Source organism: Streptomyces sp. bgisy159 (assembly GCF_057707805.1).
The window spans coordinates 12,061-36,458 of the sequence record NZ_JBYIQX010000040.1 but is presented as its reverse complement, the minus strand read 5'-3'; the positions used below and the strand labels follow the sequence as shown (position 1 = coordinate 36,458).

General features: G+C 74.0%; 20 protein-coding genes. 15 read left to right on the top strand and 5 right to left on the bottom strand.

The features are described 5' to 3' along the window. Positions 1-31 precede the first annotated feature (31 nt). Positions 32-595 (top strand): TetR/AcrR family transcriptional regulator, encoded by a 564-nt coding sequence (locus AC3ET3_RS28660; protein ID WP_432133051.1) that lies wholly within the window; start codon positions 32-34, stop codon positions 593-595. Between the two features lie 296 nt (positions 596-891). On the opposite strand, the gene AC3ET3_RS28655 is transcribed toward AC3ET3_RS28660, so the two are convergent. The 4 genes from AC3ET3_RS28655 to AC3ET3_RS28640 all read right to left on the bottom strand — a co-directional run bounded on the left by AC3ET3_RS28655 (position 892) and on the right by AC3ET3_RS28640 (position 4,910). Next, positions 892-1,167: a hypothetical protein gene (locus AC3ET3_RS28655; RefSeq protein ID WP_432133052.1), complete on the bottom strand. Its 276-nt coding sequence runs from the start codon at positions 1,165-1,167 to the stop codon at positions 892-894. 67 nt (positions 1,168-1,234) lie between these two features. Next, the gene (malQ, locus tag AC3ET3_RS28650) at positions 1,235-3,424 is read right to left on the bottom strand and encodes a 4-alpha-glucanotransferase (protein ID WP_435613136.1); all 2,190 of its coding nucleotides are present in this window, start codon (positions 3,422-3,424) and stop codon (positions 1,235-1,237) included. Further along, on the bottom strand, positions 3,425-3,679 hold the full coding sequence (locus tag AC3ET3_RS28645) for a hypothetical protein (RefSeq protein WP_432133360.1): 255 nt from the start codon (positions 3,677-3,679) through the stop codon (positions 3,425-3,427). It lies immediately after the preceding gene. A 694-nt stretch (positions 3,680-4,373) separates the two neighbouring features. Next, complete coding sequence (locus AC3ET3_RS28640; protein ID WP_362765675.1) at positions 4,374-4,910, bottom strand: HNH endonuclease; 537 nt, start codon at positions 4,908-4,910, stop codon at positions 4,374-4,376. Positions 4,911-5,214: 304 nt separating this feature from the next. On the opposite strand from AC3ET3_RS28640, the gene AC3ET3_RS28635 reads away from it, so the two are divergent. The 10 genes from AC3ET3_RS28635 (at position 5,215) to AC3ET3_RS28590 (ending at position 17,496) form a co-directional block, all read left to right on the top strand. Then, a complete protein-coding gene (locus tag AC3ET3_RS28635; protein WP_432133054.1) occupies positions 5,215-6,309 on the top strand; it encodes a mechanosensitive ion channel family protein in 1,095 nt (364 codons plus the stop codon). A 202-nt stretch (positions 6,310-6,511) separates the two neighbouring features. Continuing rightward, positions 6,512-7,723 (top strand): ROK family transcriptional regulator, encoded by a 1,212-nt coding sequence (locus tag AC3ET3_RS28630; protein WP_432133055.1) that lies wholly within the window; start codon positions 6,512-6,514, stop codon positions 7,721-7,723. A 112-nt stretch (positions 7,724-7,835) separates the two neighbouring features. Beyond that, the gene (locus AC3ET3_RS28625) at positions 7,836-9,173 is read left to right on the top strand and encodes an ABC transporter substrate-binding protein (RefSeq protein ID WP_432133361.1); all 1,338 of its coding nucleotides are present in this window, start codon (positions 7,836-7,838) and stop codon (positions 9,171-9,173) included. 7 nt (positions 9,174-9,180) lie between these two features. Then, on the top strand, positions 9,181-10,122 hold the full coding sequence (locus AC3ET3_RS28620; RefSeq protein ID WP_432157896.1) for a carbohydrate ABC transporter permease: 942 nt from the start codon (positions 9,181-9,183) through the stop codon (positions 10,120-10,122). Positions 10,123-10,125: 3 nt separating this feature from the next. After that, complete coding sequence (locus AC3ET3_RS28615; protein WP_432133057.1) at positions 10,126-10,959, top strand: carbohydrate ABC transporter permease; 834 nt, start codon at positions 10,126-10,128, stop codon at positions 10,957-10,959. A gap of 7 nt (positions 10,960-10,966) precedes the next feature. Then, positions 10,967-12,232, top strand: a complete 1,266-nt coding sequence (locus AC3ET3_RS28610; RefSeq protein WP_435613135.1) for a 6-phospho-beta-glucosidase — start codon at positions 10,967-10,969, stop codon at positions 12,230-12,232. After that, positions 12,223-13,194, top strand: coding sequence for an N-acetylglucosamine kinase (locus AC3ET3_RS28605; protein ID WP_435613134.1), 972 nt, complete (start codon positions 12,223-12,225; stop codon positions 13,192-13,194). Before AC3ET3_RS28610 ends, AC3ET3_RS28605 begins: the two co-directional genes overlap by 10 nt. 385 nt (positions 13,195-13,579) lie before the next feature. Beyond that, on the top strand, positions 13,580-15,040 hold the full coding sequence (locus tag AC3ET3_RS28600) for a hypothetical protein (RefSeq protein WP_435613133.1): 1,461 nt from the start codon (positions 13,580-13,582) through the stop codon (positions 15,038-15,040). A gap of 8 nt (positions 15,041-15,048) precedes the next feature. Beyond that, entirely contained in the window at positions 15,049-16,089 is a 1,041-nt protein-coding gene (locus AC3ET3_RS28595; protein ID WP_432133061.1) for a glutamate ABC transporter substrate-binding protein, read from the top strand. 84 nt (positions 16,090-16,173) lie between these two features. After that, entirely contained in the window at positions 16,174-17,496 is a 1,323-nt protein-coding gene (locus AC3ET3_RS28590; protein ID WP_432133062.1) for a coiled-coil domain-containing protein, read from the top strand. 8 nt (positions 17,497-17,504) lie between these two features. Here AC3ET3_RS28590 and AC3ET3_RS28585 read toward each other — a convergent pair whose 3' ends face one another. After that, positions 17,505-17,873, bottom strand: coding sequence for a hypothetical protein (locus tag AC3ET3_RS28585; RefSeq protein ID WP_435613132.1), 369 nt, complete (start codon positions 17,871-17,873; stop codon positions 17,505-17,507). 10 nt (positions 17,874-17,883) lie between these two features. Here AC3ET3_RS28585 and AC3ET3_RS28580 point away from each other — a divergent pair, with 10 nt between their 5' ends. The 4 genes from AC3ET3_RS28580 (at position 17,884) to AC3ET3_RS28565 (ending at position 24,388) form a co-directional block, all read left to right on the top strand. Beyond that, positions 17,884-19,983 carry a serine/threonine-protein kinase gene (locus tag AC3ET3_RS28580; RefSeq protein ID WP_435613131.1) on the top strand — a complete coding sequence of 700 codons (2,100 nt, stop codon included), beginning with the start codon at positions 17,884-17,886 and terminating at the stop codon, positions 19,981-19,983. A 3-nt stretch (positions 19,984-19,986) separates the two neighbouring features. Next, the gene (locus tag AC3ET3_RS28575) at positions 19,987-21,234 is read left to right on the top strand and encodes a PP2C family protein-serine/threonine phosphatase (protein ID WP_432157891.1); all 1,248 of its coding nucleotides are present in this window, start codon (positions 19,987-19,989) and stop codon (positions 21,232-21,234) included. Between the two features lie 102 nt (positions 21,235-21,336). Next, entirely contained in the window at positions 21,337-22,683 is a 1,347-nt protein-coding gene (locus tag AC3ET3_RS28570) for a VWA domain-containing protein (RefSeq protein WP_432133065.1), read from the top strand. 58 nt (positions 22,684-22,741) lie between these two features. Further along, positions 22,742-24,388, top strand: coding sequence for an FHA domain-containing protein (locus AC3ET3_RS28565; protein WP_435613130.1), 1,647 nt, complete (start codon positions 22,742-22,744; stop codon positions 24,386-24,388). Positions 24,389-24,398: the final 10 nt, after the last annotated feature.

The following is a 24,398-nucleotide window of genomic DNA, read 5'->3' as shown; positions in this document are numbered from 1 at the left end:
GGCCAACACGAGTTGGCCTACGCTCGTTGGCATGACGGACACCAAACGCCGCTCCGACGCCACCCGCACCGCGATCCTCGACGCGGCCCGGGAACGCTTCGCCGCCGACGGCTACGACCGGGCCACCATCCGGGCCATCGCCCGGGACGCGAACATCGACCCCTCGATGGTGATGCGCTACTACGGCAGCAAGGAGGGCCTCTTCGCGGCGGCGATCGCCGTCGATCTCAAGCTGCCGGACCTGACCGCGTTCCCCCGCGAGGAGGTCGGGCAGGCACTGGTGGGCCACTTCCTCGACCTGTGGGAGGCGAACGAGGTGCTCACCGCCCTGCTGAGAGTGGGCATCACCAACCAGGCCGGCGCCGAGCGGATGCAGATCATCTTCCGTGAGCAGCTGCTGCCCGTGGCCCGCACGGTGTGCCCGGACCCGGAACAGATCCCGATCCGTGCCGCGCTCTGCTCGACGCAGCTCCTGGGGCTGGCGCTCACCCGATACGTACTGCGTTTCCCGCCTGCCGCGGCGCTGTCCCGGCAGGAGGTGCTGGCCTGGCTGGCCCCCACCGTCCAGCGCTACCTCACGGCGCCGCACCCGTGAGCCCGGGACCGCCCCGCCCCGCCCCGCCCGCACGGTCACAGGCACCCATCCGCAGGACCACCCACCCGCATGACCACCCACCCGCATGACCGACCGATCGCGTGACCGTCCGACCGCCCGGCCGCGTGGCCCTGCGACCGCGCAGCCGCAGCGAGCCCGCAAACGCCGAAGCAGCGCCGCACCAACGCCGCACCAACGCCGAGGGCGCCCTCCCTGTCGTCGTTCGGCACGGGGCCGTACGGCGGTGGGGAGGGCGCCCTCGGAGTGGAGCGGAGCGCGTCCTGAGACGCGGCGGGTCAGGCCTTCGCTTCGGCCTTGGTGGTGATGTTGGTGCTGGTGGTGTCGCTCTTCTTCTGCGAGCGGTCCAGGACCATGACGAGGCCCGCGATGATCGCGAACAGCGCGAGCGGGGCCAGGACGAACAGGCCCAGCGTCTCGATGACGCTCAGGCCCGGGCCGGGGTCGTCGCCGTCGTCGCGGGTGAGCGCGAGCGCGGGGGACGACATGAGCAGCATCATCAGCGTCGTACCGGCGGCCAGGGCGCCGGCGCGCAGGGCGTTCTTCTTGTCCACGGTGCCAAGGTAGCGAACGGCGGGCGGGCGGGCTCGCCCGGGGTGCCTTATGAGTGGCCGAGGCCGGTCACACGTGGCCGGTACCGGCGCCGTCCGCCTCGGCCTCAGCCGCGGACCCGGGATCCCGCAGGACGTCGACCAGCGCGCGGAGTCTCGCCGACCCGGTCAGCTCCTCCAGCGTGACCGGCCGGCCTTCCGCGTCCGCGATCGGCAGACGCCAGTTCGGATACTGGTCCCAGGTGCCGGGGAGGTTCTGCGGCCGGCGGTCACCGACGCCGTCGGGCAGCCAGACGCCGATCATGCGGGCGGGGGTGTGCCGCAGGAACCGGTGGACGGCCTGGATCTGGGCCTCCTCGGAGCCGCGGTCGGCGCCGCCGCCGGTGCCGGCCAGCAGCCCCAGCTGGGTGAGTTCGCCCAGCCACTCCCCCGTGTCGGCGGCGTCGGCGGCGCGCTCCTCCTCCAGCGGGCGGGTGAGCAGCCCGAGGCGGTCGCGCAGGGCGACGTGGTCGCCGGTGAGGCGGGCGGCGGTGGGCGGCAGGTCGTGGGTGGTGGCGGTGGCCAGGCAGTCGGCGCGCCAGCGGTCGGGGGGCAGCGGGCGGGCGTCGCCCTCCCAGTCGCGCTCGAACCACAGGACGGAGGTGCCGAGCACCCCGCGCTCGCGCAGCGCCTCGCGCACGCCGGGCTCCACGGTGCCGAGGTCCTCGCCGATCACCACGGCGCCGGCCCGGGACGCCTCCAGGACGAGGACGGCGAGCATGGCGTCGGCGTCGTAGTGGATGTACGTGCCCTGGGTGGGCGGTTCGCCCTGCGGGACCCACCAGAGGCGGAACAGGCCCATGACGTGGTCGATGCGCAGGGCACCGGCGTACCGGAAGAGGGCGCGCAGCAGCCGTCGGTAGGGCGCGTAGCCGGACGCGGCGAGGCGGTCCGGGCGCCAGGGCGGCAGGCCCCAGTCCTGGCCGCGGGCGTTGAAGGCGTCCGGGGGCGCGCCGATCGACATGCCGGACGCGAGGTAGTCCTGCTGGGCCCAGGCGTCCGCACCGGTGGGGTGCACGCCGACCGCCAGGTCGTGGACGACACCGACCGGCATGCCGGCCTCGCGCGCGGTGCGCTGGGCGGCGACGAGCTGGGTGTCGGTGAGCCAGGCGAGCCGGCAGTGGAAGTCGACGCGGTCGGCCAGGTCGGTGCGGGCGCGGGCGGTCTCGGCCGAGCGGGGGTCGCGCAGGCCCGCCGGCCAGCGGCTCCAGTCGGAGCCGTGGACCTCGGCGAGGGCGCACCAGGTGGCGTGGTCCTCCAGGGCCTCACCCTGTTCGGCGAGGAAGTCGCAGTAGGCGGCGTGCCGTCCGGGCCCCAGGGGCACCTCGGCCAGCAGGTCGAGCGCGGCGCGCTTGAGGGCCCAGGTCGCGTCGCGGTCGATCAGGGCGCCCTCGTCCAGTACGGCGGCGCGCAGCCGGGACGCGCGGTCGCGCAGGTCGCGGGTGCGGTCGGGGTCGGCGACGAAGGCGTACTCGGGGATGTCCTCGATGCGCAGGTGCACCGGGTCGGGGAAGCGGCGGGAGGACGGCCGGTAGGGGGAGGGGTCGGTGGGGGTGCCGGGTACGGCCGCGTGCAACGGGTTGACCTGCACGAACCCGGCGCCGAGGGCCCGCCCGGCCCAGCCGGTGAGTTCGGCCAGGTCACCGAGGTCGCCCATGCCCCAGGAGCGGGTGGACAGCAGGGAGTAGAGCTGGACGAGCAGTCCGTACGAGCGTCCGGGCGGCGCCGGGAGCCGGGCCGGGGCCACGATCAGGTGGGCGCGGGCGGTGCGGCCGTCCGGGGCGGTGGCGGTCAGGGCGTGGACGCCGGGCGGGAGGTGGGCGGGCGGGCCCGGGGCGGGCATCGGCGCGTGGGCCCGGCCGTCCTCGGTGGTGATGTGCAGCTGGGTGCCCTCGGGGAGGGCGGCCAGGGCCCGGGGCGGCCGGGTGGAGCCGTTCCAGACGACGACCGTGGGCGGAAGCAGTCGTCGTGCCAGGTCCCGCTCGCGGACGGCGAGCGCCTCGCGCACGGCCTCCGGGTCGCTCGCGTCGACGCCCAGGGCGGCCAGGGCGCGGATGACGGCGAGGACGGAGGCGGGGACCGTGCGGTCCGGGGCGGGGCGGTAGGACGTGGCGACGCCGTGCAGGTCGGCGAGCCGGGCCAGTTCCTCGGAGAGCGCCCCGCTCGCGTCCGGCGGGTCCGGTGGCTCGGTCGGGGCCGGCTCCGGCCCTGGCGCGGTCATCTAGGACCTCATGAAGTCGGGGTCTACGGCGGCGAGCGGCGGCTCGCTGGTCAGCGGCTCGACGGCGGCGAGCGGCGGCTCGCTGGTCAGCGGCTCGACATCGGGCAGGGGCGGTTCGCTGGTCAGCGGCGCCTCGGTGCAGGCGCTCTCGGCGCTGAACGCGCAGGCACGGGATTCGGCTGCGTCGGCGTACTCGGCAGACGCGCGGTATGCGGCGGACGCCCGGTGATCGGCGGATGCCGTGCGCTCGGCGATGCCGGTGCGCTGGACGGGCAGTTCCGCCGGGCGTTTGGAGTGGATGGGGAGCCGGGGGTGGGCGGGTGCGACCACGGTGACCTCCTAGTCGGGCCGTTGCGGGATTACCGCAGCCCTACCCAGTGGGCGCGGCCACAGACGTACCTGATGGAACAACGCGCTGTTCATCACATTCTGTCCCATCTTGGCGGGGGCTCGGCAACCGTGCCGGAGGGGCGTGGGGCGAGGTGGGGGCGCGGAAGTGCGCCGCGTGCGCGTCCCGCAAGAGCGCCGTGCGTGCCCGGGACACGCCCGCGTGCACGCCCGCACGCCGGGCGCGGGAGACCTGCGCCATGCCGCGCGCCCCGGGGCGTGCACAGCGCGGAGGGCACGGCGGGGGCGCGAGAGGCTTACCGAGGGGGGCGGCGAGGGTGCGAGGACCATGGCGGGGCGGTGAGGGTACGGCAGGGAGGCGAGAGCCATGCCGGGGCACCGGGAGCACGGCGGGAGCGCGACAGCCATGCTGGGGCGCGAGGCGTCCGACGCGCGCCGGCGGCGACTGTCGAGCACGGGCGGGCGGCCGTCGAGTACGGGCACTGTCGAGCACGGGCGGCACCGGCAAGGGCGGCGCCCGGCGCGGGACGGACGACGCCCCGCCCCGGCCGGACCGGCGGCGGCCTCCCGGTGGTGGGGCGGGTGCGCGAAGGCCCGGACCTCAGGCGGAGATGCCGTCGATCCGGGCCAGGGCGTCGTCCGCGCCGTACGGCTGCAAGTAGGGCAGCCAGCGCGGGTCACGGTGGCCGGTGCCGATGATGCGCCAGGCCAGGCCGGTCGGAGGAGCGGGTTTGTGGCGCAGCCGCCAGCCGATCTCACCGAGGTGACGGTCGGCCTTCACGTGGTTGCAGCGGCGGCACGAGGCCACCACGTTGTCCCAGACGTGCTTGCCCCCGCGGCTGCGCGGAATGACGTGGTCGACGCTGGTTGCGACGCCACCGCAGTACATGCACCGGCCGCCGTCGCGCGCGAAGAGCGCACGGCGGGTAAGAGGAACGGGCCCCCGATAGGGAACCCGGACGAATCGCTTGAGCCGGACCACACTTGGCGCGGGGACAGTGACGGTTGCGCTGTGCAGGAAGGCGCCCGACTCCTCAAGGCACACGGCCTTGTTCTCCAGGACGAGGATGAGCGCGCGGCGGAGCGGTACGACGCCGAGCGGCTCGTACGACGCGTTGAGGACCAGGACATGCGGCACGGATGCCTCCTTGGGCGTCGGCGGCGCGTGGCTCGCGCCGGGACGATCTGCAGTCAGTCTCCCCTCATGCCTGGTGAACGCGCCACCATGTCCCGGTAACGGGCTGGGAGTGTTTTCGACCACATCTGGATGTGTCCCCCGGATCGAGGGGCCGCTAAGCGCAGGTGGGCACGTTCCGCGCGCCGGGCGTCCGGCGGGGGCACGCCCCGGACCCCGTTAGTGTGTTCTTCCCGCCCGTACGGTGACCTTTTCGTGACCTTGGTGAGCGCCGGGGGTGGGCCGACGCACCTGGAGGTACCCCGCCGTGTCCCTGTTCGCCGCTCCGTCGGCCGCCGATCCCTCGCCGTCCCCGTCGTCGACCGAGACGCCGGCCGTGACGGTGCCCTCGCTGCAGGACGCCCAGCAGAGCGCGACGAGCGCCGCCGGGTGGGTCGAGGAGAACTGGGCGACGTGGCTCGCGATCGGGCTGCGGGTGCTGCTGATCCTGGTGATAGCGGCGGTGCTCCGGGTGGTGGTGCTGCGGGCGATCACCAAGCTGATAGACCGCATGAACCGCACGGCGCCGGGGGTGGACGGGACCACGCTGGGCGGTCTGCTGGTGAACGTGGAGCGCCGCCGTCAGCGCTCACAGGCGATCGGGTCGGTGCTGCGCTCGGTGGCGGGCTTCCTGATCCTGGGCACGGCGGCCCTGATGGTGCTGTCCACCTTCGAGATCAACCTGGCTCCGCTGCTGGCGTCCGCCGGTGTCGCGGGCGTGGCGATCGGCTTCGGCGCGCGCAACCTGGTCACCGACTTCCTCTCCGGCGTGTTCATGATCCTGGAGGACCAGTACGGCGTCGGCGACACGATCGACGCGGGGGTCGCCTCCGGCGAGGTCGTCGAGGTCGGGCTGCGGGTCACCAAGCTGCGCGGCGACAACGGGGCGATCTGGTACGTCCGCAACGGCGAGGTCAAGCGCATCGGCAACATGTCCCAGGGCTGGTCCACGGCGCACGTCGAGGTCACCCTGCGCCCCGACGAGGACCTGACGCTGGTCAAGGAGGTCCTCACCACGGCCGGCGAGGCGATGTCGCGGGACGAGCCGTGGAACGAGCGGCTGTGGGGCCCGGTCGAGGTGCTCGGCCTGGACAGCGTGAAGCCGGACGCGATGGTGATGCACGTCGCCGCCAAGACCATGCCGGGCAAGGCCGCGCCGGTGGAGCGCGAGCTGCGCTGGCGCCTGAAGCAGGCCCTGGACGCGGCCGGCATCAGCGTCGTCGCCCCGGCGGAGGAGGCCGGGGCGGAGGAGACCGCGCCGGACCCCTCGGCGTCGATCGCGGCCCCGTCGGCCTTCGCCAACGCCCTCTCCCCGCAGTCCCGGGCTACGGCGCCGCTGACCCCGCCCGGTGCCACGAGGTAGCACCGGACCGCCCGTCCGACCACCGCCCCGGCGCCTTCGTGCCGGGGCGGTGGTGTGTCGCCGCCGGAAGCACCCCCTTGACGCCTTGCTCCGCCAAGCCCTACCGTCCTCGCACACCGACGATAGGAAACTTTCCTAACAGTCGCCTCGGAAGGGGCGCCGTATGGGAAGCTGGGCAGCCGAGAGGCAGGTGTCGAACTCCATGGCAGGAACCGCCGGTACGCCGGGCACCCCGCGGGTGCTGCGCGCCATGAACGACCGCGCGGCCCTGGACCTGCTGCTGGCGCACGGGCCGCTGTCGCGCACCCGGATCGGCAAGCTCACCGGCCTGTCCAAACCGACCGCCTCCCAGCTGCTCGCCCGCCTCGAAGCGGCCGGGCTGGTGCTGGCCACCGGCACCAGCGAGGGCCGGCCCGGACCCAACGCACAGCTCTACGAGGTCAACCCGGACGCCGGGTACGCCGCCGGGCTGGACGTCACCCCCGAGCGCGCCCTCGCCGCCGTCGCCGACATCACCGGGCGCACCGTCGGCACCCACGAGGTGCCCGCGCCGGGCCGCAAGACCGCCGAGGCGGTCGTACGCCAGGTCACCGACGCACTGGACGGTGCCGTGAAGGCGGCGGGGCTGGCCCGGGACGACGTGCGCCGGCTCGTGGTCGCCACCCCGGGCGCCTTCGACCCCACCACCGGACGGCTGCGCTACGCCTCGCACCTGCCCGGCTGGCACTCCCCCGCGTTGCTCGACGAGCTCGCCGCCGCGCTGCCGATGCCGGTGGAGTACGAGAACGACGTCAACCTGGCCGCCGTGGCCGAGCAGCGGCTCGGGGCGGCCCGGGGGCACCAGGACTTCGTGCTGCTGTGGAACCAGGAGGGGCTGGGCGCGGCCCTGGTGCTGGGCGGACGGCTGCACCGCGGGTGGACCGGTGGCGCCGGCGAGGTGGGTTTCCTTCCGGTTCCCGGCGCGCCGCTCGTACGCCATGTCACCAAGGCCAACAGCGGCGGCTACCAGGAGCTGGCCGGCTCGCAGGCCATTCCGCAGCTCGCGGCCGCACTCGGCTTCTCCGACATCCCCATGGGGCCGTACGCCGAGTCCGCCGCCGAGCTGGTCGCCCGTGCGGCCGCCGAGGACACCGCGCAGCACCAGCTGCTGCTGCGGACCTACGCGACACGGCTGGCGACCGGTCTGGCCTCGCTCGTCTCCGTCCTCGACCCCGAACTCGTCGTGCTGAGCGGCGCACTGCTCACGGCCGGCGGCGAGCCGCTGCGCGCCCTGGTCCAGGCCGAACTGGCGGAGCTGGCCGCGTCCCGGCCGAAGCTGGTCGTCGGCGACGTACGCGAACACCCCGTGCTGCGCGGCGCGTTGGAGAGCGCGCTGGCAGCCACCCGCGACGAGGTCTTCGACACCTCCCGCTGACCGCACGGCGCACGGCGCGCACCCGCCCCCTGCTCCCCCTCGCGTTCCCCTCACCCCCGCTTTCTCCTCATCCACCGCCCCGTCCCTGGGAGGCCCCGTCATGCCCGCAGCCATGCCCGAGAAGACAAGAAAAGCGGCTTTCACCCTGATTGCGGTGACCGCGCTCTCGCTGCTGGCCACCGCCTGCACCGGCCAGAGCGGCGGCACGGCCGCCGACGACGCGTCCGGGGAGGCGACGATCACCTTCTGGCACGCGTGGAGCGCGCCCGGCGAGGTCAAGGCCGTCAAGGAGCTGGTGGCCGGCTTCGAGAAGGCGCACCCCGACATCCATGTGAACGTCGTCGGCAACATGACCGACGACAAGATCAACCAGGCGCTGCGCGCGGGCGGTTCCAAGGCGCCCGACGTGATCTCCTCGTTCACCACGAACAGCGTGGGCCGGTTCTGCGCGTCGGGCGCGCTGGTCGACCTCAACCCGTTCTTCGAGAAGGCCGGTCTCGACCCGGAGAAGACCTTCCCGAAGGCGATGAACGAGTACACCCAGTACGACGGCGACCGGTGCACGGTCCCCTTGCTGGGCGACGCGTACGGGCTCTACTACAACAAGACGGCGTTCGCGAAGGCCGGGATCGCCGCCCCGCCGAAGACCTGGTCCGAGTTCGAGACGGTCGCGAGGAAGCTGACGATCCCCCAGGGCGACGGCTACCGGCAGCTCGGCTTCATGCCGAACTACCACGGCTGGGAGAGCACCACCGAGCACTACCTGGGGCAGTTCTCCCCCACGTACTTCGACCGGGACGGCAGGTCGACCGTCGGCACCGACCCGGCCGTCGCCGCCGGCTTCACCCTGCAGAAGAAGCTGGTGGACTCGCTCGGCGGCTACCGGCGGCTGGAGAAGTTCCGCGCCGGCCTCGGCGACGAGTGGGGCCCCCGGCACCCCTTCCACACCGGTCAGGTCGCCATGCAGATGGACGGCGAGTGGCGGCTCGGCATGGCTCTGGAGGCCAAGCCGGACTTCGAGATCGGTGTCGCCCCGCTGCCCGTCCCGGACGACCGGGCGGACGAGTACGGCAAGGGCTACATCACCGGCACCATCGCCGGCATCGCCGCCACCAGCCGCAAGCAGAACGCGGCCTGGGAACTGGTGAAGTACATGACCACCGACACCGACGCGGTGGTGGGCTTCGCCAACGCCATCCACAACGTGCCGTCGACGCTGGCCGCCCTGAAGTCGCCGAAGCTGACGTACGACCCGCGCTTCAAGACCTTCCTCGACATCGCGGCGAACCCGCACTCGACCACGGCCCCCGCGACCGTCAACGGAGGCGTCTACCTCGCCACGCTCCAGCAGTTCGGCTACGACTACGAGAGCGGCAAGGCCACGGACCTCAAGGCCGGACTGCGCGAGACGGCCGAGCAGATCGACACCGACATCGCCCAGGCGAAGTAGCCAGCCGATGCGCACCGTCACCCTCGCCGCCAAACGCCGCCGGGCCGCGCTGCGGACCGTTGCCTTTCTTTCCCCCTGGCTGATCGGGTTCTCGGTCTTCTTCGCGTATCCGCTGCTGTCGACCGTCTACTTCTCGTTCATGCACTACGACGGCTTCCGGCCGCCGACGTGGAACGGCACCCGCAACTGGACGTACGTCTTCGCGCACTACCCCTACTTCTGGCCCGCCCTGCGCAACACGCTGTGGCTGGTCCTCGTGGCGGTCACCCTCCGGGTTGCGTTCGGCCTGGGCGTGGGGCTGCTCATCACGAAGATCAAGACGGCCACCGGGGTCTTCCGCACCCTGTTCTACCTGCCCTACCTGGCCCCGCCGGTGGCCGCCACCATGGCCTTCGCCTTCCTGCTCAACCCCAGCACCGGGCCGGTGAACTCGCTGCTGGAGAAGACCGGCGTGCCGGCACCGGGCTGGTTCAACGACCCCGCCTGGTCCAAGCCGGCACTCACCCTGCTCGCCCTGTGGGGCGTCGGCGACCTCATGGTCATCTTCATGGCCGCGCTGCTCGACGTACCGAGGGAACAGTACGAGGCGGCGGAGCTGGACGGGGCGTCGGCGTGGCAGCGGTTCCGGTACGTGACCCTGCCCACCATCTCGCCGATCGTGATGTTCGCCGTGGTCACCGGCGTGATCCAGACCATGCAGTACTACACGCAGCCGCTGGTCGCCGGGAAGGTCGCCTCGGGCGTCATCCAGGGCGCCGGCACCCTCTTCGAGCCCGGCTACCCGGAACACTCCACCCTGACCCTCCCCCAGCTCGTCTACAACCTCGGCTTCCAGCGCTTCGACTACGGCTCGGCGTGTGTGGTGGCCCTCGTCCTGTTCGCCCTGTCGACGGCGTTCACAGCGCTGCTGATGCGCCGCCGGGGCGGACTCGTACAGGCAGGTGACTGACCAGTGAACCGCCGTACGACGGCACTGCGGTGGATAGCGGTGCACTCGCTGGGCGTGGCGGCCGCCCTGTTCTTCGTGCTGCCCTTCGTCTTCGTCCTGCTGACCTCCCTGATGAACGACAGCCAGGCACTGAGCCGGGACCTGATCCCCGACACCTGGGAGTGGGGCAACTACCGGAAGGTCTTCGACACCCCGGGCTTCGCGCTCTGGTGGAGAAACACCCTGCTGTACGCGGGGCTGGGAACGGTCCTGACGGTCGTCTCCTCGATCCCCGTGGCCTACGCGCTCGCCAAGTTCCGCTTCAGGGGCCGGAACCTGGCGCTGATGCTGGTGATCTCGATGATGATGCTGCCGCCGCAGGTGGTGATCATCCCGATGTACCTGTTCTGGGCCCGGCAGCTGGACCTGTCCGGCACGCTGTGGCCGCTGATCGTGCCGATGGCGTTCGGCGACGCGTTCTCGATCTTCCTGCTGCGGCAGTTCCTGACGACGATCCCCGACGAGTACGTCGACGCGGCCAAGGTGGACGGCTGCGGTGATCTGCGGACCCTGCTGAAGGTCGTCCTGCCCATGGCGAAGCCCGGCATCGCGGCCGTCGCCCTGTTCCAGTTCTTCTACGCCTGGAACGACTACTTCGGCCCGCAGATCTACGCCTCGGAGAACCCGGACGCCTGGACCCTGTCCTACGGCCTGGAGTCGTTCAAGGGCATGCACCACACCGACTGGAACCTCACCATGGCCGCCACGGTGCTGGTCATGGCCCCCGTCATCCTCGTGTTCTTCTTCGCGCAGAAGGCGTTCGTCGAGGGTGTCACGCTGACCGGAGTGAAGGGCTGAACCGGCGATGAAACTGACAGTGGTCGGCGGAGGCTCGACCTACACCCCCGAACTCGTCGACGGGTTCGCCCGTCTCAGGGACACCCTGCCCGTCGAGGAACTAGTGCTCGTGGACCCGGCGGCCGACCGGCTGGAGCTGGTGGGCGGCCTGGCCCGGCGGATCCTCGCCCGGCAGGGCCACCCGGGCCGCATCGTCACCACCGCCGACCTGGACGCGGCCGTGGAGGGCGCCGACGCGGTGCTGCTGCAACTGCGGGTCGGCGGCCAGGCGGCCCGCGAACAGGACGAGACGTGGCCGCTGGAGTGCGGCTGCGTGGGCCAGGAGACCACCGGTGCCGGCGGGCTGGCCAAGGCGCTGCGCACGGTCCCGGTGGTCCTCGGCATCGCCGAACGGGTGCGCCGCGCCAACCCGGACGCCTGGATCATCGACTTCACCAACCCGGTCGGCATCGTCACGCGCGCGTTGCTGCGCGCCGGGCACAAGGCGGTCGGGCTGTGCAACGTGGCGATCGGCTTCCAGCGCCGGCTCGCCGGCCACCTCGGCGTGCCGCCGGCCGAGGTCCACCTGGACCACGTGGGCCTGAACCATCTGACGTGGGAGACCGGGGTGCGGCTCGGCGGCCCGGAGGGCGCGGACGTCCTGCCCCGGCTGCTCGCCGACCACGCGGAGGCGATCGCCGACGACCTGCGGCTGCCGCGCCCGCTGCTGGACCGCCTCGGCGTGGTCCCGTCGTACTACCTGCGCTACTACTACGCGCACGACGAGGTGGTCCGCGAGCTGCGCGCCAAGCCGTCGCGGGCGGCCGAGGTGGCGGCCATGGAGCGGGACCTGCTGCGGCTGTACGCGGACCCGGCGCTCGACGAGAAGCCCGAGCTGCTCGCCCGCCGGGGCGGCGCCTACTACTCGGAGGCCGCCGTGGACCTGGCGGCGGCGCTGCTCGGCGGCACGGGCAGCCCGTACCAGGTGGTGAACACGTACAACAACGGCACGCTGCCCTTCCTGCCGCCGGACGCGGTGATCGAGGTGCAGGCCGCCGTCGGCCCCACTGGCCCCGTCCCGCTGCCGGTCACCGCGCCGGACCCGCTGTTCGCGGGTCTGATGGCGGGCGTGACGGCGTACGAGGAACTGGCGCTGGAGGCGGCTGTCGGGGGCGGCCGGGAGCGGGTGTTCCGGGCGCTGCTCGCGCATCCCCTGGTCGGGCAGTACGCGCACGCGGAAGCCCTCACCGACCGGCTGCTCGCGCACAACCGGGAGCACCTCGCGTGGGCCTGAGCGCGAGTGTCCTCGCCATCGACGCGGGCAACAGCAAGACCGACGTGGCGGTGGTGGGGGCCGACGGGCGGGTGCTGGCCGTCGCGCGCGGGGGCGGCTTCCGGCCGCCGACGGTGGGCGTGGAGCGGGCCGTGGACGGGCTCGCGCGGACGGTCACGCGCGCGTACCGGGCGGCGGGTGTGGACACGGCCGCCCATGTCTCGGCCTGCCTCGCCAACGCCGACCTCCCGGTGGAGGAGGAGCGGCTGACGGCCGCGCTGCACGCCCGCGCGTGGGGCGCGTCGGTGGACGTGCGCAACGACACCTTCGCGATCCTGCGGGCGGGGGCCGCCGAGCCGCGGGGCGTGGCCGTGGTGTGCGGCGCGGGCATCAACTGCGTCGGCATGCGCCCCGACGGCCGTACCGCCCGCTTCCCCGCCCTCGGCCGTATCTCCGGGGACTGGGGCGGCGGTTGGGGCCTTGCGGAGGAGGCGCTGTGGTTCGCTGCGCGCGCCGCGGACGGGCGGGGCGAACCGACCGCGCTGGCCCGCACCCTGCCCGCCCACTTCGGCCTCGACTCGATGGACGCGCTGATCGAGGCGCTGCACCTGGAGCGGGTCGAGCCGCGCCGCCGCCACGAGTTGACGCCGGTGCTGTTCGCGACGGCCGCGGGGGGCGACGCCGTCGCCGGGGGGATCGTCGACCGGCTGGCCGGCGAGGTGGTGGCCATGGCGACCGTCGCGCTGACCCGGCTCGACCTGCTGGCGGAGGACGTCCCGGTGCTGCTGGGCGGCGGTGTCCTGACCGCCGGTCACCACCGGCTCGACGACGGGATACGGCGGCTGCTCGCGGCCCGGGCACCCAAGGCCGTACCCCGGGTGGTGCGGGCCAGCCCGGTGCTGGGGGCGGCGCTGCTGGGGCTGGACCGGGTGGGCGCTCCGCCGGAGGCGCACGCGCGCGTGAGGGCGCACTACGGCGGCTGAACCGAGCCGCCCGCACCGTCGCCCGCACGGGGGCGCGGCGGTCCCGGGAACGTCTCCCCGCGGGAGCGGCCGGGTGCCGCGCCCGCCCCGGCGCACGCGCGGCGGGCGCCGGGGCGCGCGCCGCCCAGGTTCGCGTGCGCCAGGTTCCCGTGCGCCGGGTTCCCCTGCACCTGCGGGTTTAGGGCGGCGGCCCTCCGCCCCGGCCACGCTCCCAGGTACCGGCGACGCCGGCCGGCCGGAACCGAACAGGGCCCCCGGACGTGTACCCCGGTGGTCACGCTCGGCCACGCTGCGATCCGATCAAGATCCAGTGAAGGCCGGTGCGGATGTCGGTCCCGGCAGGGATACTTGCGGCGAGGGATGACCATGGGGGAGGTCGTACGTGATGAACCCGCCGAACGGCAGCGCGGCGCCACCGGGTTCCGGCGCGTCCACGGTGCCGGCGGTACCACCGCAGCCCGGGCCCCCGCCCCGCCCCGCCGCACCGCGTCCCCCGCGTCCGACGGGACCGGCCGCGCAGGCCGCCCCGCCCCGCCGTACCGCGTTCGCCGAGGGTGTGGACCGGCTACGGGCGTCCGCCACCACCGAGCCGGGCCGGCTGCGGGCCATCGGCGCGGTCCTCGCCCTGCTCGTCGTCGCGTTCGGCGCGGTCACCGCCTGGCAGACGGCGGAGCGGGCGGCCGCGGCCGACGCCGTACTGCACCGCAGCCAGCCGCTGAGCTCCGCCGCCGCCGACATCTACCGCTCCCTCGCGGACGCCAACACCGCCGCGTCCAGCGGCTTCCTGGCGGGCGGCCAGGAGACCGCCGCGACCCGGGAACGCTACGAGCGGGACATCGACACGGCCGCCGCCAAGCTCGTCACCGCCGCGAACAACGCCGAGCCGGGCTCCGCCTCGACGGAGGCCGTCACCAAGCTGAACACCCTGCTGCCGGAGTACAAGGGCCTGGTCGAGCGGGCCCGCACCTACAACCGGCAGGGATTCCCGGTCGGCGGCGCGTACCTGCGCTACGCCAACCAGAAGATGCAGCAGGAGATGCTCCCGGCGGCCGAGGACCTGTACAAGCGGGAGAACCAGCGGCTGCGCGACGACTACGGGGACGCCACGCCGTACCCGTGGGCGGCGATCGCGCTCGGTGCGCTCGCGCTCGCCGCGCTCGCCTGGGCGCAGCACCGCACGTACCGCCGTACCAACCGGGTCCTCAACCACGGCCTGGTGGCCGCGACGGCGGCGGTCACGGCGGTGCTGCTGTGGCTGGTCGTCGGCCACACCCTCGCCCGCGCGGGCCTGAACGACTCCTACGACCACGGCGTGCGATCGCTGAACGCCCTGCACGACGCGCGCATCGCGTCCCTGAAGGCGCGCGGCAACGAGAACCTGACGCTGGTGGCGCGCGGCGCGGAGACGGTGAAGCGGGGCGGCGAGACGGTCGACCGCTACGACAGCGACTTCGCCGAGGAGATGGGTCTGCTCGGCAGGGACCTGGCCAGGGCCGCGCGGATCGCCGACGACGGCGCGGGCCGGGAACCGGTCGCCTCGGCCGAGGGCAACATGGCGGAGTGGAAGAAGCGGCACACCGCCGCCCGCGCGCAGGACGACAACGGCAACTACCGGCAGGCGCTGGCGATGGTGATCGGCGCCGAGGGCGCCACCGGCGAGTGCTTCGACAGCGTCGACGCCAACCTGGCCAAGGCGCTCGACCACGAGCAGGACGAGTTCCGGCGGGCGGCCGGCGACGGCTCGGACGCCTTCGACGGGCTGCCGGTGGGCGCCGCCGTCCTCGCCGTCCTGGGCGCGGCGGGCGCCCTGTCGGGCATCGGCCGCAGGCTGTCGGAGTACCGGTGAGAGGGGGCATGGTGACCAAGCGCGCGCGACGGATGCGGGCGGCCCTCAAGGGCTGGGGCGGAGTGGGAGCGATGGCGGCGGTGTGCGCGCTCGCGGCGGCGCTGGTGCTGCTGCCGGCCGTGCGCTCGGCCGGACCCGGGGCCAAAGCGGCCGGCGTCGGCGGTCCCGGCCTGGCCGCGGGCACCCCGGCGAAGGACACCACGTGCACGGCCCCCGAGGAGCAGACCCTCGCCCCGTCGGGCGTGGACGGGCCGTCCATCGAGGCCATCAAGAGCCGGCCGGGCGAGAGGCGCAAGCTGGTCGTCGGCGTCGACCAGAACAGCTACCGCTGGGGCTACCGCGACACCAACAACGCGGACGCCGGGCTGGAGGGCTTCGACATCGACCTGGTGCACCGGATCGCCCAGGACATCCTCGGCGACCCGGACGCGGTGCAGTTCAAGGCGATACCGACCAACCAGCGGGTCCCGGCGATCCAGGAGGGTCGGGTCGACATGGTGGTGCGGACCATGACGATCACGTGTGGCCGGCTGGAGGAAGTCGCCTTCTCCGCGCCCTACTTCAAGACGGGGCAGCAAGTGCTCGCCGCCAAGTCCTCGCCGATCACCGGCTACGACGGCTCGCTGGCCGGCAAGAGGATCTGCACGGCGGCCGGTTCGACGGCTTACGCCAAGCTGGAGGGCGATCTGAAGGCGGGGCGGCTGCCGTCCGACACGGACATCTCCCTGACGGTGCCCAACCAGTTGGACTGCCTGGTCCGCCTCCAGCTCGGCGAGGCCGACGCGGTGGTCACCGACGGCGCCCTCGCCGCCAGCCAGGCCGCGCAGGACCCGAGGGTGGAGCTGAAGGGGGCGCCGTTCACGACCGAGTACTACGGCGTGGCGATGAAGAAGGACGCCGACGATCTGGTACGCCGGGTCAACCAGACCCTCGTGCGGTACCGCGCGAACGGCTGGCAGACCTCGTACGACACCTGGTTGTCGGCGACACTGGGGAAGGACGCGAGCGGGTCGCAACCGCCGGCCCCCCGGTACCTGCGCACCAGCTGACGGCGGACACGGCACGGCGGGCGGGCACGACGGGGCGGGGCAGCAGCGGACGAACGGCAGCACACGGCGAGCGAGAGGTGATCGATGAGCGTCACGGGGCCTCCTGGGCCGGTGATGGACCGGGACGAGGTGGACCGTGCGCTGGCGCGGCTCGGCCAGGAGCACGAGGCCATCGAGACCTCGCTGCTGGCCCTCCAGGACCACGCGGGCCGCAGGCTCCTGGAAGGGGCCGAGCTGACCGGTGTCACCCAGGAGCGCTGGCGGGCCGCGGAGGCGGCGATATCACTGCTGTGGACCTACTTCGACGCCTACACGGACGCCTTGCGCACCGCCCGGGACATCCGCTCCCGGCGCCGCTGGTCCAGCCGTGAGGATCTGGCGGAGCTGACCGAACTGCTGCGCGGAGACGCCGTGACGGTGGCGGGCGGGACCACCCCCGGCCATACCTCCGTCCCGGACGGCGCCGGCCTGCTCAGCCGGCGCTTCACCCTGGCCGCGCTGGTCGACCGGATGAACGAGCTGTACGCGTCGTCGCTGGACATGGTCGTCGCCGCCGACGCGGTCTGGTCGGCGCTGCCCGCGCGGATAGACCTCCTCGCCGCCGAGCTGCAGCGCACCCGCCGGCTCGCGCACTCCGTGGGCGTGCGGCCCGGCGAGCACCCGGCCGGCGACGACCTGGAGCGCATCACCCGCACCCTGACCGGCCTGCGCGAGCAGGTGGTCCGCGACCCGCTGGCGTTCTGGCAGCCCACGCAGGGCAGTTCGGCACCGGGCGGCGGCCGGCCGGACACCACGGTGTACGACCGGGAGGCACGCGCCCTGGAGGACGTGCGCCGGGAGATCGACGCCGTGCTCACCGTCCGCCAGGACGCCGAGCAGCGGCTGGTGCGGCTGCGGGACGTGCTCAGCCGAGCGGACCGCACCCTCGCCGAGGCGCGCACCGCGCGCGGGGAGGTGCTGGCGAAGATCGCCGCGACGGAGGTGCCGGTGGTCAGCGGCCCGCCGACCGCGCTGCAGGAGCAGCTGGCGACGGCCGCCGAGTACCGCCGGCGGGCCCAGTGGCACCGCCTGTCACCGCTGCTGGAGTCGCTGGAGGAGAAGGCGGAGGACGAACTGCTGCGCGCCCGTGAGTCGTTGACCGCGGTGACCGCCCCGCTGGCGGTCCGCGCGGAGCTGCGCGGCCGGCTCGACGCCTACAAGGCGAAGGTCGCCCGGCACGGCCTCGCCGAGGACGCGCTGCTGGTCGAACGGTACGACGCGGCCCGCCGGATGCTGTGGAGCGCGCCCTGCGACCTGCGCGTGGCCGAACAGGCCGTGCTGCGCTACCAGCAGGCCGCCGCCGAACTGCTCGGCGGGCCGCGGGTCCCGGAACAGGGCGGGCAGCAGGACCGCACGGGGGGAAGGTAGGCCATGAGTCAGGCAGGACAGTCGTGCCAGCGGCCCGGCTGCGACGGGTCGTACGAGGACATGGGCGGCGGCGAGCTGTACTGCGGGACCTGCGGGCTCGCCCCCGTCGTCGCGGCCGCGGGAGGCATGGTCGCATCGAAGCCGACCGGGATCACCTCGGGCGGCAAGGACTCGGCGGGCGGCGGCGGTTCGGGCTCCGGGCGGTCCGCCCGCTCCTCGCGCACGTCGTCGCAGTCCTCGCGGTCGCGGCGCTCGGTGTCGGGTCGCCTGTCGCGGTCGCTGTCGGGCCGGTCCACGGGCCGCTCGGTGTCCGTGCGCAGCTCCGGCTCCACCGCCGGGTCGTCCGGGCGGGCTCGGCTCGGCGTCGGTCTGGTCACCGTGCCGCAGGTGCCGCGCCCCGACCCGCGCGCGATGGTGCTGCAGAACCCGGAGGTGCCCGAGCGCAAGCGGTTCTGCTCGCGCTCCGACTGCGGTGCGCCGGTGGGCCGTTCGCGCGGCGACCGGCCGGGCCGCACCGAGGGGTTCTGCACCAAGTGCGGCCACCCCTATTCCTTCGTGCCCAAGCTCGCGGCCGGTGACATCGTGCACGGCCAGTACGAGGTGGTGGGCTGCCTGGCGCACGGCGGCCTGGGCTGGGTCTACCTCGCCGTGGACCGGGCCGTGTCCGACCGGTGGGTCGTCCTCAAGGGCCTGCTGGACACCGGCGACCAGGACGCGATGGCCGCCGCGATATCCGAGCGGCGCTTCCTCGCCGAGATCGAGCACGCCAACATCGTGCGGATCTACAACTTCGTCGAGCACCTCGACCAGCGCACCGGCTCGCTGGACGGGTACATCGTCATGGAGTACGTCGGCGGCAAGTCGCTCAAGGAGATCGCCAACGCCCGCCGCACGCCGGACGGCCGGCGCGACCCGCTGCCGGTGGAGCAGGCGTGCGCGTACGGCATCGAGGCGCTGGAGGCCCTGGGGCACCTGCACAGCCGCAACCTCCTCTACTGCGACTTCAAGGTCGACAACGCCATCCAGACCGAGGACCAGCTCAAGCTGATCGACATGGGTGCGGTGCGGCGGCTGGACGACGACGAGTCCGCGATCTACGGCACGGTGGGCTACCAGGCCCCCGAAGTCGCCGACGTCGGCCCGTCGGTCGCCTCCGACCTGTACACGGTCGGCCGTACCCTCGCGGTCCTCACCTTCGACTTCCAGGGCTACACCACCGCCTACGCGGACTCGCTGCCCGACCCCGACACCATCGAGGTGTTCCGCGCCTACGAGTCCTTCTACCGGCTGCTGGTGCGCGCCACCGACCCCGACCCGGCGCGCCGGTTCGCCTCCGCGCAGGAGATGGCCGAGCAGCTGACGGGGGTGCTGCGGGAGGTGGTGTCCCTGCAGACGGGACGCGCCCGGCCCGCGCTGTCGCCGCTGTTCGGTCCGGAGACCCGGGTCACGGACACCGAGCTGGTGCCGCTGCTGGACGGCGACGTGTCGCGGCTGGGTGCCCGCCGGGCGCGCGGGAGTGCCGGGCGGCCCGGTGGTGGTGCCGCCGTCGGCCCCGGCCTGGTCAAGCCGGTGGACGCGCCGGCCGCCGCTCTCGCCCTGCCGGTGCCGCACGTCGACCCGGCGGACCCCGACGCCGGTTTCCTCGCGGGGCTGCTGGCCTCCGCGCCCGGCGAGCTGGTGACCGCGCTGGCCGCCGCGCCGACGCCGTCCGTCGAGACCCGGCTGCGGCTGGTGCGGGCGCGGCTGGAGCAGGGTGACGTACCGGCCGCGCTGACGGAACTGGACGAGCTGGAGGACGAACGGCCCGACGACTGGCGGGTGGTGTGGTATAGGGGCGTCGCCGCGCTGGTGACCGCCGACCACGAGGGAGCCGCCCTCGCCTTCGACGCGATCTACGACGCCTTCCCCGGCGAACCGGCTCCCAAGCTGGCCCTCGGGCTGTGCGCGGAGCTGCTCGGCCAGCTCGACAACGCCGCCGAGTACTACCGCCTGGTCTGGTCGACCGACCCCAGCTACGTCAGCGCCGCCTTCGGCCTGGCCCGGGTCCAACTCGCCGCCGGGGACCGGCGAGGCGCCGTACGGACCCTGGAGTCGGTACCGGAGTCGTCCATCCACTGCACGGCCGCCCGGGTGGCCGCCGTGCGGGCCCGGCTGCGGCAGCGGACCGCCGCCGCCGGCGACGTACCCTTTGTGGAGGACCTCACCGCCGCGGCGGCCCAGGTGGAGGCGCTGGACGCGTTCGGCCTCGACCCGGCCCGGCGCGAGCGGCTGGCCGCCGAAGTCCTCGGCAGCGCGCTGGACTGGATACTCTCCGGGGGCCAGGGCACCGGCCGGCAGCCGCTGCTCGGCAGCGACCTGGACGAACGGGGGCTCCGCTTCGGCCTGGAGCGCTCGTACCGCACGCTCGCCCGGCTGGCGACCGGCGGTGAGGAGAGGATCGAACTGGTGGAACGTGCCAACCGTTACCGCCCCCGGACGTGGGTGTAGTTGATGTCGCAGATGCCCCGGCAGGCCGCCCTGTCGACGTGTCCGAGCTGCGCGGAGCCGCTCGAATCGGGTGACCGGTTCTGCGGCGCGTGCGGATACGACCTGTCCGCCGTGCCGCCGCCCCCGGACGACCATCCGACGCTCGCCATGCGGGACCCGGTGCCGTTCCGCACGGACGACCCGGACCCCGGTCCGCGGCCGGGCGGGCCGCCGCCGGCCGCCGACGCCGTTTCCGTGACGGTCCCCGCTCCTCCGGCGGGCGTACGGTTCCACCGGCCGCCGGAGCCGGAGGAGTACCCGTTGCAGGCGCCGGACCCGCGGGTGGCCGCCGACGCGGCCAAGGTGTGCGTGGCGTGCCGCGCGGGCCGGGTCGACGGCGACGGCTACTGCGAGAACTGCGGGCACGCCCAGCCGCGCGAACGCGACCACGTGGAGCAGGAGTCGGGCCCGGTCGCTGCGGTCAGCGACCGCGGTCTGCGCCACCACCGCAACGAGGACGCCTTCGCCCTGGGCACCGCCGCGCTGCCCGACGGCTCGCCCGCCTGTGTGGCCGTCGTCTGCGACGGCGTGTCCTCCGCGACCCGCCCCGACGACGCCTCGCTGGCCGCCGCGCGCGCCGCGAGCGAGTCGCTGCTGGCCGCGCTGCCCCTGGGCACCCACCCGCAGCAGGCCATGCACGACGCGATCTTCGCCGCCTCCCGGGCGGTCAACGCGCTCGCCGAGGAACCGGCCACCGCCCGTGAGCACGCCCCGCACCAGAACGCCCCCGCCTGCACCCTGGTCGGCAGCATCGTCGCCGCCGGCCTGCTGGTGGTCGGCTGGGTCGGTGACAGCCGCGTCTACTGGGTCCCCGCGGACCGCTCGGCGCCCGCCGCCCGGCTCACCGAGGACGACTCCTGGGCCGCGCAGATGGTCGCGGCCGGCCTGATGAACGAGGCAGAGGCGTACGCCGACGAGCGCGCCCACGCGATCACCGGCTGGCTCGGCGCCGACGCCTACGAACTGGAGCCGCACACCGCCTCGTTCAAGCCCGACCGGCCCGGTGTCGTGGTGGTCTGCACCGACGGCCTGTGGAACTACGCCGAGTCCGCCGAGGAGATGGCCGGCGCGCTCCCCCTGGACGCCGCCGTGCGCCCCCTGCACGCCGCCCGCGTACTGGTCGGGCACGCCCTGGACGGCGGGGGCCACGACAACGTAACAGTGGCCGTCGTACCGTTCCCGGCGCCGCCCCAGGGGGCAGGATCGGCCTGAGGCGACAGACACGGGGACACCTCCCCGGACCGGAGGGGACCGGTCCGGGCTGACTCATCACTCCGCCGCCGGCGGGGTCCGCGAGGGGGATGCTGATCTGGCATGGCCAATTTCTCGAAGCCGAACATGCCGCGGTTCTCGGTGGACGTCTACCAGAACGAGTACCTGCCCGAGGGCGGCCGCGAGGTCAACGCGATCGTCACCGTGACCGCCACCGGCGGCGGCACGACCGGCGGCGCGGTCGCCGCCCCGCACCTCTACGCACCCGGTCAGGATCCCGACGCCGCCGTGGCGATCATGGTGGACTGCTCGGGGTCGATGGACTATCCGCCGACCAAGATGCGCGGCGCCCGGGACGCCACGGCCGCCGCCGTCGACACCCTGCGCGACGGGGTGCGCTTCGCGGTGATCGCCGGTACCCACGTCGCCAAGGAGGTCTACCCCGGCGGCGGGGGGCTCGCGGTCGCCGATCCCACCACCCGCGCGCAGGCCAAACAGGCACTGCGCCGGCTGAGCGCGGGCGGCGGCACCGCGATCGGGACCTGGCTGCGGCTCGCCGACCGGCTGCTGTCCTCGGCCGACGTCTCCATCCGGCACGGCATCCTGCTCACCGACGGCCGCAACGAGCACGAGTCGCCGCAGGAGCTGCGGGCCGCACTGGACGCCTGCGCCGGGCGGTTCACCTGCGACGCCCGGGGCGTGGGCACCGACTGGGAAGTGAAAGAAGTCACAGGGATCGCCTCCGCCCTGCTCGGCACCGCCGACATCGTCGCCGACCCGGCGGGTCTGACCGCCGACTTCACGCGGATGATGGAGACGGCGATGGGCAAGGAGGTCGCCGACGTGGCGCTGCGGCTGTGGACGCCGGTCGGCACCACCATCCGGTTCGTCAAGCAAGTCGCCCCCACGGTCGAGGAGCTGACCGACCGTCGCGCCGAGGCGGGGCCGCGGGCCGGGGACTACCCCACCGGTTCCTGGGGGGACGAGTCCCGCGACTACCACCTGTGTGTGGAGGTTCCGGCCGCCGCGATCGGCCAGGAGATGCTGGCCGCACGGGTCTCCCTGGTGGTTCCGCAACCCGACGGGGGCGTACAGAACTTGGGCGCGCAGGGCCTCGTACGGGCCGTGTGGACCGACGACATGGTCGCCTCGACGTCGATCAACCCCCAGGTCGCGCACTACACCGGGCAGGCGGAACTGGCGCAAGCCATCCAACAGGGCCTCGATCTCCGCAAAGCGGGCGATATGGACGGAGCGACGGCCAAACTCGGGCGAGCGGTTCAGCTGGCAAGCGCTTGCGGAAACGCGGATACTGCGAAACTGCTTGCGAAGGTGGTGGACGTCGTCGACGTCACGACGGGTACTGTGCGGTTGAAGGCGAAGGTCGCGGAGGCGGACGAGATGACTCTCGAAACCCGGTCCACCAAGACCGTTCGCGTCAAGAAGTGACCGTTGCTGACGTTGAGGACTCCCTAGCAGGACCCTGAGGAAAGGGGGAAGCGCCGACATGCCGACCTGCCCGAACGGACACCAGTCGGGTTCCGACGACTGGTGCGAGGTCTGCGGTCACCGCATGGCCGGTGCCGTGCCCCCGCCCCCGCCCCCGCCGCCCCCGACCGGTGGCGGTTACGGCTTCCCGCCGCCGCAGGGCACCCAGCCCGGCGGCCGGCCGCCGCACCTGTCCGCGGTGCCCGAACCAGAACCCGAGCTCTGCCCGCAGTGCCGCACGCCCCGCGAGGGCGGTGCGCCCTTCTGCGAGGAGTGCCGGTGGAACTTCCTCACCAACACGGCGACCTCGTACACGCCGGCCGCGCCGCGGCCCACGGGCTCCGCGCCGGGCGGCCCCGGCGGTGACCCTTCGGGGGGTCCCGGCCGCCCGGGCGGCCCCGCTGGTCCCGGCGGTCCCGGTGGTCCCGGCGGGCGCTTCACCCCGCCGCCCTCCTTCGGCGGCGGTGACGCCTTCGACTACCAGGGCTCCCGGCCGTCCCAGGTGAACCGGCCGGCCGAGCCCATCCCGACCGGCCCGCCGTTCGGCGGGGAGCCCGGCAGGCCGGGCGGTCACGGCGGCGGCCCTTCGGGCGGCCCGGGTGCGCCCGGCGGCTCCGGTGGTCCGGGTGCGCCCGGCGGCCCGTTCGGCGGTCAAGGCGCTCCAGGTGGCCAGGGGGCTCCAGGTGGCCAGGGCGGTCCCGGTGCGCCCGGCGGCTCCGGTGGTCCGGGCGGGCCCGGCGGTCCCGGTCCGGGCATGCCGTTCGGACGGGAGACTTCCGGCTCCGGCGGCCACGCCGGTCCCGGTGGAGCCCAGCCCGGTGGCTACGGCTATCCGCAGCCCGGCGGCCCGCAGGCCCAGTCCGGTGGCTACGGCTACCCGCAGCCCGGCGCCACCCAGGCCCCGCCCACCCCCGGCGGTCAGGGCGCTCCGGGCGGCCCCGGCCGCCCCAACGGTCCCGGCGCCCCCCAGGCGTTCCATCAGCCCGGCAATCCCGGTGGTCCCGGGGGCCCCGGCGCGTCGCCGTTCCAGCAGCCGCAGCGGCCCGCCGGCCCCGGTGGACCGCCCTTCGGCGGCGGTGAGGACGACTGGGTGCTCTCCCCGCCGTCCGGCCCCGCCCCCGGCGGACCGGGCGCAACCGGCGCTCACGGCGGTCACGGCGGCGGTCATGGCGGTCAGCAGTCCGGCGGCTACGGCTACCCCCAGCCGGGCGGCGCCACCCAGGCCCCGCCCCCGCCCGGCCCTGCGTTCCCGCAGCAGCCGACCACCTGGACGGCCACCATCGGCCCGGACCGCGACTACTTCATGGCGATGATGCAGCGCTCCGGCCCCGAGGCAGCGGGCCTGAACCTGCCCGCCTACTCGCCCGAGCAGCAGCGCACCCTCACCGGCAACCAGATCACCATCGGGCGCCGCCGGCACTCCACCGGCGAGACCCCGGACATCGACCTGTCGGTGCCGCCGGAGGACCCGGGTGTCTCGCACCAGCACGCGGTGCTGGTCCAGCAGCCCGACGGCGGCTGGGCGGTCGTCGACCAGAACTCGACGAACGGTACGACGGTGAACGGCTCCGACGAGCCGATCCGCCCGTTCGTACCGGTACCGCTGCAGGACGGCGACCGGGTGCACGTCGGCGCCTGGACGACGATCACCGTCCGCCGCGGCTGAGCTGCGCCGC